The 12,276-nt window shown below is 60.1% G+C and carries 10 protein-coding genes; 6 read left to right on the plus strand and 4 right to left on the minus strand.

Features of this window, described 5'->3' with window-relative positions; translation table 11 throughout:
• Nucleotides 1-253: 253 nt before the first annotated feature.
• Entirely contained in the window at nt 254-1,312 is a 1,059-nt protein-coding gene (locus EKM85_RS05570) for a D-alanine--D-alanine ligase family protein (protein ID WP_125585288.1), read from the minus strand.
• A gap of 176 nt (nt 1,313-1,488) precedes the next feature.
• Between EKM85_RS05570 and EKM85_RS05575 the strand changes: the two genes are divergently transcribed.
• From EKM85_RS05575 to EKM85_RS05590, 4 genes are all read left to right on the plus strand, one after another.
• Entirely contained in the window at nt 1,489-2,481 is a 993-nt protein-coding gene (locus EKM85_RS05575) for a D-2-hydroxyacid dehydrogenase (RefSeq protein ID WP_125585289.1), read from the plus strand.
• A gap of 202 nt (nt 2,482-2,683) precedes the next feature.
• On the plus strand, nt 2,684-4,135 hold the full coding sequence (locus EKM85_RS05580) for an NCS2 family permease (RefSeq protein WP_125585290.1): 1,452 nt from the start codon (nt 2,684-2,686) through the stop codon (nt 4,133-4,135).
• Nucleotides 4,136-4,496: 361 nt separating this feature from the next.
• Nucleotides 4,497-5,948 carry an NCS2 family permease gene (locus EKM85_RS05585; RefSeq protein WP_125585291.1) on the plus strand — a complete coding sequence of 484 codons (1,452 nt, stop codon included), beginning with the start codon at nt 4,497-4,499 and terminating at the stop codon, nt 5,946-5,948.
• A 591-nt stretch (nt 5,949-6,539) separates the two neighbouring features.
• Entirely contained in the window at nt 6,540-7,802 is a 1,263-nt protein-coding gene (locus tag EKM85_RS05590; RefSeq protein WP_125585292.1) for a methionine gamma-lyase family protein, read from the plus strand.
• A 99-nt stretch (nt 7,803-7,901) separates the two neighbouring features.
• On the opposite strand, the gene EKM85_RS05595 is transcribed toward EKM85_RS05590, so the two are convergent.
• Both EKM85_RS05595 and EKM85_RS05600 read right to left on the minus strand, forming a co-directional pair.
• A complete protein-coding gene (locus EKM85_RS05595; RefSeq protein WP_125585293.1) occupies nt 7,902-8,471 on the minus strand; it encodes a GNAT family N-acetyltransferase in 570 nt (189 codons plus the stop codon).
• Between the two features lie 9 nt (nt 8,472-8,480).
• Nucleotides 8,481-8,807, minus strand: coding sequence for a hypothetical protein (locus EKM85_RS05600; RefSeq protein WP_125585294.1), 327 nt, complete (start codon nt 8,805-8,807; stop codon nt 8,481-8,483).
• 535 nt (nt 8,808-9,342) lie between these two features.
• Between EKM85_RS05600 and EKM85_RS05605 the strand changes: the two genes are divergently transcribed.
• On the plus strand, nt 9,343-10,683 hold the full coding sequence (locus tag EKM85_RS05605; RefSeq protein ID WP_125585295.1) for a replication-associated recombination protein A: 1,341 nt from the start codon (nt 9,343-9,345) through the stop codon (nt 10,681-10,683).
• A gap of 40 nt (nt 10,684-10,723) precedes the next feature.
• A complete protein-coding gene (locus EKM85_RS05610; RefSeq protein ID WP_125585296.1) occupies nt 10,724-11,917 on the plus strand; it encodes an acetate/propionate family kinase in 1,194 nt (397 codons plus the stop codon).
• Nucleotides 11,918-11,980: 63 nt separating this feature from the next.
• On the opposite strand, the gene EKM85_RS11450 is transcribed toward EKM85_RS05610, so the two are convergent.
• On the minus strand, nt 11,981-12,145 hold the full coding sequence (locus EKM85_RS11450; protein ID WP_164510680.1) for a hypothetical protein: 165 nt from the start codon (nt 12,143-12,145) through the stop codon (nt 11,981-11,983).
• Nucleotides 12,146-12,276 lie beyond the last annotated feature (131 nt).

The following is a 12,276-nucleotide window of genomic DNA, read 5'->3' on the forward strand; positions in this document are numbered from 1 at the left end:
CCTTTAGTTGCGCTCCGGTCGGCAACGGGTGAGCATCTAGCTACGCTGAGGGCCTCGGCGCTAAAGACCAGCGCCAATGCCCTCAGCTAGGCTAGCTGTCACCCCAAGAGCGCCGACCTCCGCAGCCTGTAGTTGCGCTTCGCCGGGCAACGCGGGAGTGGCTAGCTACGCCCAGCGCCTCGAAGCCGAAGTGCGGCTTCAATGCGCTGGGCTAGGCTACCCATCCCGCTAAGAGCGCCCGGCTCCGCAGCCTTTAATTATTCATTCCGTCCTCGTAGATCTTGAGCTTGCCCTTGACGATGCTTTCGACCAGGTCTGGGTATGCGACGCCCTCTGCCTCCGCCTCTTGCGGGAGGAGGGAGAGCGGGGTCATGCCCGGCAGGTTATTGGCCTCGATGACCCAGACGCCAAAGTCGTTGGCGAAAAAGTCCACGCGGCCGTAGTTCTGCATGCCCAAGACGTTCATGGTCTGGACGGCGACGCGCTTCATTTCGGCGTGCACCGCCGGGTCGAGGTCGTCAGGCGGGGTGATGAAGTCAGTGTGGCCCGGCTGGAATTTGTGCTCGAAGTCGTACCAGCCGTCGTGCACCTTGATCTCAATGGCCGGGTAGGCGTGCCCGTTGACGACGCCGAGTGAGAACTCGCGGCCTTCAATGAAGTCTTCGACGATGGCCGAGTTATCAAAGCGGAAGACGTCTTCGAGCCCGCTTTCCAGCTCTTCATCGTTGTGCACGATGTGGGTCCCGACCGAGGAGCCGCCGGACGTTGGCTTGAGCACGACTGGGTAGGCAAACGGTAGCTTGTGCCCCTTGGTGCCCTGGTCGCGGGTGATCTCGACGAACGCCGCGGTCTTAATGTTGTGGTACAGCATGATCTCCTTGGAGTAGACCTTGTTCATGGTGATGCCGGAGGCGGTCGAACCGCTACCGGTGTACTTGATGTTGTTCAGGTCAAGGACGGCCTGGACCTTGCCGTTTTCACCGTCGCCGCCGTGGAGGCCGAGAAAGACGATGTCTGCTTGCTTGCAGATGTCAAGGACGTTGGGACCAAACAGCGCAGTGTCTTCGCCGGGACGCAGCGCATTGATATCCTCATCGGTCAAGACCGCATCCGAGATGTTCAGATCCTGGGATGTGTTGGCGTCTTCAAACACCGATGAAGCCGGCTTGCCTTTCAGGTCGTAGCCGAGGAACAGGTCGATGAACGTCGCCTGGTGACCCTTGTCACGCAGCGCGTTGGTCAGTCGGTAGCCGCTGGAGAACGAGACGTTGCGCTCGGTGCTCCGGCCACCGGCCAATACGACAATTTTCATAGGTATGAAACCTCCCGATAGTTTTAGAACCCTAAGTGTAGCACAGGCGAATCACAGAATAACAGAAAAGTAACCGCTTTCAACCAATTTTAACCTTTGATGCCGCTGCCGGCGATAGCCAAACCTAAGGCGTGCCCTGTATACTGAGGAAAACAAGTCAAAGGAGCAACCCTACAGTGAAGATCATTGTTTATGGTGCCAAACCGGACGAATTGGCCTACTTTACCGCCTGGCAGCAAAGCCACGCCGACCGCCTCGAGATCCACTCCGAACCGTTAAACGAAACGACGGTGGCGTGGGCCGCGGGCTTCGACGGGGTGAACTGCCTGCAGACGACGCCTTACGCGGCCGCAGTGTTTGAACAGCTGGGCCGCTTCGGCATCCGGTTTTTGACCATTCGCAACGTCGGGGTCGACAACATCGACCTCGCGGCGGCCAAGCGCTTCGGCGTTCGCATCGCCAACGTGCCGGCCTATTCGCCCAGCGCCATCGCGGAGTTTGCCGTGACGACGGCATTGTATCTGCTGCGGCGGTTGGGCGAAACGCAGGCCCCACTCGCGGCCGGTGACTGGGATAAAGCGGCGAGCTTCTTGGGCCGCGAGCTGGGCCAAAGCACGGTCGGGATCATTGGCGCGGGCCGCATTGGCCAAGCAGCGATCCGGCTGTTTGCCGGCTTCGGGGCGCGCGTGATCGCGTACGATCCCCACCCCGGACACCCGGAGCCGCGGGCCGAGTACGTCAGCTTGCCCGCCCTGCTTCAAGAAGCCGACGTGGTGGACCTGCACGTGCCGGGCGTACCGGCCAATACGCACCTGATCGATGCGCAGGCGCTGGCTTCAATGAAGCAAGGGGCAATTTTGATCAACACCGCCCGCGGCAACCTGGTGGATACGGCGGCGCTGCTCCAGCATTTGCAAACCGGGCACCTGGGCGGGGCCGGCATCGACACCTACGAGTATGAGTCGCCGGCACTGCTTCGGTACGCCAAGACGGGTAAGTTTGAGGACCCGGCCTGGGACGCGCTGGCCAAGCTGCCGAACGTGCTCTTGACGCCGCACATTGCGTACCATACCGAGACGGCAGTGCAGAATATGGTGGACTTTTCGCTCGCCAACCTCTTGGCCTTTCTGACCAAGGGGGAAGCGCCAGACGAGATCCACATCAGGTGAAGCAAAGCCGCGAGCGATCGCGGCTTTTTCGCTGCGACGCGCAAAAAATGAATAATTTAGTCCCACTGGAGACAAAACTTTTCTTTTTCAATATAAACAAGAACAATTAACGGGATTATTGCTAAAAACGTCTGGCTTTACGCTTGAAATTTCCTCGATTGCGGGTTATGCTTTACCCATAAAAGCGAACGAGGAGAGAAAAATGGAGAACTTCTTTAAGCTAAAGCAGAACAATACTAAAGCATCAACCGAAATTATGGCGGGTTTAACGACATTCTTCGCAATGTCGTACATCCTTTTCGTTAACCCGCAGCTCTTGTCGCAAACCGGCATGCCGTACCAGGCCGTGTTCCTGGCGACGATCATCGCCAGCGCGGTGGGGACCCTGTTCATGGGTCTGTTCGCCAACGTGCCGTACGCGTTGGCCCCAGGGATGGGCCTCAACGCCTTCTTCACTTACACCGTGGTGTTCGCGCTCGGTTACAGCTGGCAGCAGGCGCTCGCGCTTGTCTTCATCTGCGGGCTGATCAACATTACCATCACGGTCACGAAGGTTCGCAAGATGATCATCATGGCGATCCCGGAAGTGATGCAGCACGCGATCGGCGGTGGGATCGGGGTCTTCATCGCCTACATCGGGCTGAAGAACGCCGGCTTCTTACAGTTCACGTCTGATTCTTCCAACATCCTCTCGATCAACAACGCGGCCTACAGCGCCACGAAGACCATCAAAGGGGTCACCGGCGTGGTCTCTGGCGGCGGCATTGTGCCGGCCTTGGTCAACTTCACCAGCTCAGGCGCCGGCCTGGCGCTGATCGGCCTGGTCCTCATGACCATCCTGGTCGTGAAAAAGGTGCCAGGCGCGGTCCTGATCGGCATTGTGGTCACGACGCTGATCGGCATTCCGCTGGGGGTCACGAACCTGTCGTTCTCCTCGGCCAACAGCCTGGGCAGCTCCTTCGCAGCGCTCGGCACGACCTTTGGCGCCGCCTTTTCCGGCAAGGGGATGGGGAGCCTGTTCACCAACGGCAAGCAGATCCTGCTGACGCTGATGACGATCTTCGCCTTCAGCTTTTCGGACACCTTTGACACGCTGGGCACCTTCATCGGCACGGGCCGGCGTTCCGGGATCTTCTCCGATAAAGACATCTATGAAATGGAACACGGCTCCGGCTTTGCTTCGAAGATGGACAAGGCGCTGTTCGCCGATTCCATCGCCACTTCGATCGGGGCTTTGGTCGGGACGTCCAACACCACGACCTACGTGGAAAGCGCGGCCGGCATCGGTGCCGGTGGGCGTACCGGCCTGACCTCGGTGGTCACGGCACTTTGCTTCCTGCTTTCGGCGGTGTTCGCCCCGCTGATCTCGGTCGTCCCGACGCAAGCCGTTGCGCCTGCCCTCATCCTGGTTGGGGTCATGATGGTTTCCAGCTTCAAGGAGATCAACTGGTCCGACTTGGCCGAGGCGGTGCCGGCATTCATGGCGTCGATCGTCATGGGGCTGATCTACAATATCTCCTACGGCATCGCGGCCGGCTTCATCTTCTACTGCCTGATCAAGCTGATCCAGGGCAAGGCTAAGGAGATCCATCCGATCCTGGCCATCGTCACCGTGGGCTTCATCCTCAACTTCGTGGTGCTTGCGGTCCTTTAACCCTTTACTTCGCAAATGGCGTCTTGGCCAACCAGCCAGGGCGCCGTTTTTTTGTCCGGTGCGCAGACTTGGCGTACTTAGGCCGATGATTAGCCGCTACGCATGTCACCCTGTACGCCATAAATGGCTACAGGGTGATCATATTCTGCGGTTTTGCCTGCAAAGCAGGCGAAGCTTAGGCCGTAGCTCAGCACTCGGCCGTTGCCAAGTCGGAGCCCAAGTCTGTGCGGCTGGCAGGACCAATGATTGGAGCAAAACCCGAACGTTAAACCTGCCTGCATGATAAATTCCCCATTATTGATTGTAATTTACGAAAAAAACGCATATTGTGAAAGACAATAAATATTTTGGGGAGCGAATCATGGATCAATTTTTTCAGCTGAAAGAAAACCACACCACCCGCCGCACGGAGGTCGTTGCCGGCCTGACGACCTTCTTTGCAATGTCCTACATCCTCTTCGTGACACCGGCCACCCTGACGTTGACCGGCATGCCGAGCCAGGCGGTGTTTCTGGCGACGATCATCGCCAGCGTGACCGGGACGCTCATCATGGGCTTGTTTGCGAACGTTCCGTACGCCTTGGCCCCGGGGCTGGGGCTGCAGGCGTTCTTCACCTACACCGTGGTCGCCGGTCTGGGCTTTACGTGGCAGGAGGCGCTCGCGCTGGTCTTTCTCTGCGGGGTCATCAACATCTTGATCACCGTGACTAAGGTCCGCAAGCTCATCATCACCGCGATCCCCACGGTGATGCAGCACGCGATCGGCGGCGGGATCGGGGTGTTCGTCGCGTACATCGGCCTGAAAAATGCGGGCTTTCTGCAGTTTACCAGCAGCGCTTCAGGGCTGTTGGCCGTGAACGGCAAGGCGGCGACCGGACGTTTCGCCCACGGGGTCACCAGCGTGGTCACTGGCGGCAACGGTATCACGCCGGCCCTAGTCAACTTCACCCAGCCCGGGGCGATCGTCGCGCTGATCGGGCTGCTGCTGATGGCCGTTTTGGTCGTGAAAAAGGTGCCCGGTGCGGTGCTGATCGGGATCGTGGTGACGACGCTCCTTGGCATTCCGTTTGGCGTCACCAACTTGCACCTGGCCGCCGGCAACTCGCTGGGCGAGGCCGTCAGTCAGCTGGGCACCACGTTCGGGGCGGCGTTTTCCGCGCAAGGCTTTGGCAGCCTGTTCACGGATGCCCATCACATTTTGCTGTCGGTCATGACGATTTTTGCCTTCAGCTTCTCGGATATTTTCGACACGCTGGGCACGTTCATCGGCACCGGGCGGCGCACCGGGATCTTCTCCGACGAAGACATGCAGAAAATGAACCGGGGCACGGGCTTTTCGTCCAAGATGGACCGGGCGCTGTTCTCCGATGCCATCGCCACCGGGGTCGGCTCCTTGTTCGGCGCGTCCAACGTGACCGTGTTTGTTGAAAGCGCGGCGGGGATCAGTGCCGGCGGGCGCACCGGGCTAACTGCCGTGGTGGTGGCGGCGTGCTTTGCCGTGAGCTCGCTGCTGTCACCGATCATTGCCGTGGTGCCAAGCGAGGCCGTCGCGCCTGCGCTCATCTTGGTCGGGGTCATGATGATGGGCAGCTTCAAGGAGATCAACTGGAGCGATCTGGCGGAGGCCATTCCCGCCTTCATGGCGTCGATCGTGATGGCGCTGGTTTACAATATCTCGTACGGGATCGCGGCTGGCTTTATTTTCTACTGCCTGATCAAGTGGGTCACCGGGCGGGCCAAGGACGTCCATCCGGTCCTTTGGGTCGTTTCGGCCGGATTCATCTTGGATTTTGTGTTCATGGCGTTGCTCTGAGGGGGAGACCCAAAACACGCAAAAGCGCCACGAGGTCTTCACAATTTCTTCACTTCTCGTCTTTAGTATGAGAAGCATAGAAGTGAGGAACATGTCACTTCAGTCTTTCTTCATCAACTCCTCCTGAAACAGGCGCGTGCGTATCCCCCTAAGTACGCACGCCGCATCACCCCAACCCAAACCGATTCAACCCAAGCCTCAACCCAAAAAAGATTCAACCCAAAACCTTGCCGCCCACTGAGTGTGGGCGGTTTTTGGATAGTGCGTAAGGTTCGCGCACTTAGCGGGACAGGTAGCCTAGTCTGGTCCTTTGCTCGCAAAGCGAGTGAAGGACCGGACGTAGCTAGCTGCTCCCGCGTTGCGAACCTGGAGCCTGATTGGATGGTGCGTAAGGTTCGCGCAACTAGCGGGATGGGTAGCCGGTCCTGATTGTCTGGTGCCCTAGGCCGCCTTCCTTTTCAGACTCCGCGTGCAAGCTTCGCCAACCTCTCGTATACTGGGTAGGGTGATAAGATGCGACGATTTGAAAACGGCGGCGCGCCGCCTGTCGCGCGTGCTGGCCGGTAATTTTGCACACTATAGGAGAAAATAATGAGTTGGAAAGATGATTATGATCCAGAACTGATCGGGAAAGTCGAGGCGGTCGACCGCGAGATCGCGCCGCGGCTGGCGGTCCTTGACGAGCAGATCATGGAGAACCAAGCCAAGGTCCTCAAAGCATTTCAGGATAACCACGTGGCGTCCAGTGACCTGGCCGGCTCGACCGGTTACGGTCAAAACGACGAAGGCCGCGACAAGCTGGAAGCCATTTACGCCCAAGTGCTGGGCGGCGAGGACGCACTGGTGCGCCCGCAGTTTGTGTCTGGCACGCACGCGATCGGGGTCGGCCTGCTGGGCCTGGTGCGGCCGGGCGATGAAATCCTGTACATCACCGGCGAGCCCTACGACACGCTGCAAGAGGTCCTCGGCATGGCCGGCAACGCGATCGGCAGCCCCAAGGAATACGGCATCAAGGCCGATTACGTGCCGCTGCCCGCCAGCGGGGACGTCGACCTTGACGCCGTGAAGGCCCGGCTGAACCAGGATCACCCCAAGGTCGTGGCGATTCAGCGCTCGTGCGGTTACGCAACCCGTGATTCCTTTACGATCGCTAAAATCGCGGAAATGATCAAGGCGGTGCGCAGCGTGATGCCGGACGTGTGGATTTTTGTCGACAACGCGTACGGTGAGTTTTCGGAAACGAAGGAGCCGCTGGAAGTCGGGGCCGACATCATGGCCGGTTCGCTGTTTAAAAACGGTGGTGGCGGCATGCTCAAAACCGGCGGCTACATCGTTGGCCGCAAGGACCTCGTCGAGCGGGTCTCTTACCGCTTCACGGTGCCGGGTCTCGGCGGTGCCGAAGGGTCGACGTTTGGCGTGCTGGACGAAATGCTGCAGGGCTTCTTCCAGGCGCCGTCCGTCACCGGGAATGCGATCAAGGGCGCCATTTTCGAAGCCGCGTTGCTGGCCAAAATGGGCCTGACGGTGAGCCCGACCTGGGACGCGCCGCGCACGGACCTGATCCAGACGGTCAACTTTGGCAACCCAGACGACATGATCCGCTTCACGAAGGCGATTCAGCACAACTCGCCGATCGATTCCTTCGTGACGCCGATTCCTGAAGCCACGGCCGGCTACGAAGATCAGGTCATCATGGCTGACGGGTCATTCGTTGACGGGGCGACCATCGAGTTTTCCGCCGACGGCCCGCTGCGCCCGCCGTACACCCTGTACATCCAGGGCGGCCTGACTTACGCCCACGCCAAGCTGGGCATCATTGGCGCCGTGCAGGACGTGTTTTATAACAAAGACTAATGACTGAAAAATGCACCGGCCTTCGTCGTAATTAAGCGAGGGCCGGTGCATTTGCGTTCAGGTGATGGGGTTTCGGCTGCGGCGGCATTTAACGGGTCCCTAAAAGTGAAACGCCGGGTCATTTGCCACCTGGTCGCGGGTCAACGTCAGCTGCAGCAGCGGCACCTTGGCGCCGTTTGGCATCGTGCGAGTGTGGTGGGCGGGGCTGCTGGCGAACCCGAAGCTCGCCAGCAGGTCGACGGCCGCCGTTGCCGTCTCCGGCAGGATGGCGTAGAGCTGCTGGAGGCCCAGCTCGAAGAAGGCGAACCCGGCCACGCGCGGCACCACTTCCTGCATGACCTCCGGCGCCGCTTCCGGCAGCTGCTCGAAGCGCATCTGCGCGGACGTCATGGCCTGATCGAAGCGCCAGAGGCAGATGCTGCCGAGAAAAGCGTTCGAGCGGCGGTCGCCGATGCCGTACAGCAAGGCCCGGTCGCCCATCACCAGGCGCATGGCGTGGTTGACGTAGTGGGCGGTTTCCTCAACGGATTGATCGCGCTCGCGCCCAGAAATGGCCGCCTGGGTCTCATCGGCGCGCAGGCGGGCGACGTCTTTTAACTTGGATGCCGTCAGCCAGTCCAGTTGGTAGTGGACGGACAGCAGTGGGTGGTACTTTTCAAACTTAGCCATGAGCGCTCCTTAATGAATGCCTTGACCGGTTGCGTTGGTGATCGGGTCGTTGAAGTTCTGGTGGTAGTAGGCCTGCGTGATCACCTTGTACTTGCCGTTGGCGAACTTGGCGATGAGGTTGCCGGGAACGGCGACCTGCGCGTCGGTTTTGGGCAGGTGCAGCTCAACGCTGGGGACCTGGGTCAGCGCCACGTAACGGGCGTCGGCATCGCCGAAGAAGGCTTCGATGTCGGCGCGGGTCAGGTCTGGCCGCACGAGCAGGAAGTAGGTCATCTTCGCCGTGGAAAAAGCGGTGAACTCGCCGCTGGGAAAACTTTGATTGTTGGCTTCAGCCATCGTTGTCATGCTCCTTTGGGAATCGTGCAGGGAAAATTGAGGGGGCGAGGTTGGGGAAAAAGTGCGATCCGTCTCGCTGAGGGCGCGAAGGCCGCGCACCTAATCGGGCTCCGAGTCGACAACGCCCGAGTGTCTAGCTACGCCCAAGCCCTCGCCGGCAAAGAACGCCGGCAATGGCTTGGGCTAGGCTAGCCATCGGGCTAAGAGCGTCGACTCTGCGCACCTTAACTGGGCTGCGAGTTCGCAACGCGGGAGTGGCTAGCTACGCACAGGGCCTCGCCGCCAGAGACCAGCGGCAATGCCTGGAGCTAGGCTAGCTGTCGGGCTAAGTGCGCGAACTCTGCGCACCTTGCTGTAATCGGGCTGCGAGTCGACAACGCCCGAGCGTCTAGCTACGCCCAAGCCCTCGCCGGCAAAGAACGCCGGCAATGGCTTGGGCTAGGCTAGCCGTCGGGCTAAGAACGTCGACTCTTCGCACCTTGTAGTGTAGCATACCCGCCTCAATGTTATCATAAGGCTGAAAGAAGGTGGCCTGATGCCGTCTCTATTTGATCAGAATTCTGCCCAGACGCAGCCGCTGGCCAGCCGCATGCGGCCGACCACGCTCGCCGAGTTTGTCGGGCAGACGCATTTGATCGGCAAGGATAAGGTCCTCGCCAAGCTGATTGAGAACGACGAGATCCCCTCGATGATTTTCTGGGGTCCGCCCGGGGTGGGTAAGACGACCCTGGCGCAGATCATTGCTCGCCAGACCAAGTCGCAGTTCGTGACCTTTTCCGCCGTCACGGCCGGGATCAAGGAGATCAAGCAGGTGATGGAAGAGGCGGAGCAGAACCGCGCGCTCGGGCAGAAAACCATTGTCTTCGTCGACGAAATTCACCGCTTCAACAAGGCGCAGCAGGACGCCTTTTTGCCGTACGTTGAGCGCGGCTCGATCACGCTGATCGGGGCCACCACCGAGAACCCGTCGTTTGAGGTCAACGCCGCGCTGCTGTCGCGCACCCGGGTGTTCGTCCTCAAGCAGCTGACGGCCAAGGACCTGGTGGCGCTGCTGCAGCGGGCACTCAAGGACCCACGCGGCTACGGCCTGCAGGACGTGAAGGTCGCCGGGAAGCTGCTGGACATGATCGCCGATTTTGCCAACGGGGATGCGCGCATTGCGCTGAACACGCTGGAAATGGCGGTCACCAATGCGGAGGGTCAGCCAGGCGCGCCCATCACGGTCACCAAGGCCGCGGTGGCGCAGCTCTTGACCAAAAAGGCGCTGCTCTACGACAAAAACGGTGAGGAGCACTACAACCTGATCTCCGCGCTGCACAAGTCGATGCGCAACTCCGACGTTGACGCGGCCGTCTACTGGCTGGCCCGCATGCTGGAGGCCGGCGAGGACCCGCTGTACATCGCGCGGCGCCTGGTGCGGTTTGCCTCCGAGGACATTGGGATGGCGGACTCGCGGGCGCTGGAGATCTGCACGAGCGTGTTTCAGGCCTGCCAGTTCATCGGCATGCCGGAGTGCTCGGTTCACCTCACCCACGCGGTGGTGTACCTGAGCCTGGCCCCGAAGAGCAACGCCCTGTACACCGCCTACGAGGCCGCCAAAAAGGATGCGACCGAGACGCTGGCCGAGCCGGTGCCGCTGCAAATTCGCAACGGCGTCACGGACCTGATGCAAGACCTTGGTTACGGCAAAAATTACCAGTACGCGCACGATAACCCGGATAAGTTGACCACGATGCAGACAATGCCGGATAATTTAGTTGGTAAACAGTACTACCGGCCCACCGCGCAGGGCAGCGAGGCCAAGGTGCAGCGCCGGCTGGAACAGATCAAGACGTGGCACCGCCAGCACGACCCTGAGCAGAAAAAGGAGAAATAGGCTACAATGTAACCGTACACAATAGATGGGAGCTGAGAACATGGTCAAAATACTCGCAGTCAACGCAGGCAGTTCGACGTTGAAGTGGAAGTTGTTTGAGATGCCGGCGGAACAAATGCTGGCCGACGGGCTGATCGATCGCCTCGGCCAGGCTGAGTCCAGCGTCAAGATCAAGTATGGCGACCAGGTTTATCGCTCCGGACACGCGATCCGCAACTACCACGAGGCGGTGGCCGACGTGATGACCGAGCTCAAGGACCTTGGGCTGGTGACGCACCTGCACGAGATCGTCGGCGTTGGGCACCGGGTCGTGGCCGGCGGCGAGGAATTCAGCGAGTCGGTGGTGATCGACCCGCAGGTGCTCCAGGACATTCGCGCCTTGAAGGACTACGCGCCGCTGCACAATCCGGTCGAGGCCGAGTACATCGACGTTTTTTGCAAAATGATGCCGTGGGCGACGCAGGTGGCGGTGTTTGACACCGCGTTTCACCAGACGATGCCGGCGGAGAATTTTCTCTACAGCATTCCGCACCAGTACTACGAGCAGTACGGCGCGCGCAAGTACGGGGCGCACGGGACCAGTGTGCGCTACGTCTCCCAGCGCGCCGCGGAATTCCTGGGCCAGCCGCTGGCGCAGCTGAAAATGGTCGTCATGCACCTGGGCTCCGGGTCCAGTGTGACGGCGGTGCAAAACGGGCAGTCCGTTGACACCTCGATGGGCTTCACCCCGGTGGCGGGGGTGACCATGGGGACGCGCAGCGGCGACATCGACCCGTCGCTGTTGCAGTACTTGATGCGCAAGCTGAAGCTCACCAATTTTGACGACATCATCACGATGCTCAATCAGCGCTCCGGCCTGCTGGGCATCTCCGAACTCTCGGCCGACCAGCGCGACCTGGAGGCCATCGAGGACGACGACCCGTTGGCCAAGCTGGCGCTGGATATCTACGCCAACCGCGTGGCCAAGTACGTCGGCAGTTACGCCGCTTTGATGAACGGCGTTGACGTGCTGGTGTTCACCGCGGGTGTCGGCGAAAATGCGGGGGAGATGCGCGCCCGCATTATGGCGCACCTGCAGTTTCTCGGCGCCACCATCGACGCGGAGAAGAATCAGGCGCGCGGCAAGGAAGTCAATGTGTCTGCGCCGGACGCGACCGTGCAGACGCTGGTCATCCCGACCAACGAGGAGCTGATGATCGTCCGCGACGTGCAGGACCGGCTGCCACAAGCGTAATATGACAAAAATCAGGACTGGCCACGGTGGGGGCAGTCCTGATTTTTCTTTTTCAGACTAAATTTAAAACCGCAGCCGCCCGTGCGGTGCCTGCCGGTCGACGGCCACGGCGACCCCCATCAAGACGATGATGGCGATGGCTGGCAAAATCGCCCCAATCGTGACCAGCGCAATCAGTGCCAAGACCGCGATCGCAATGATGACCCCATCGAACCATGGTGATTTCATTTGTAAGCCTCCTAATGAAAAACCTTGCTTCATGCTCAGTTTAGCACCTTTGCCGCGGCGGGGAGCGGCTTTTTAAGCCGGCTGCGGCGAGTCAAATTGTTCGGCGCCGGCCATCTTCGGGCGTACAATCT

It is taken from the genome of Lacticaseibacillus jixianensis (assembly GCF_003946485.1).
GTDB classification, from domain to species: Bacteria; Bacillota; Bacilli; order Lactobacillales; family Lactobacillaceae; genus Lacticaseibacillus; species Lacticaseibacillus jixianensis.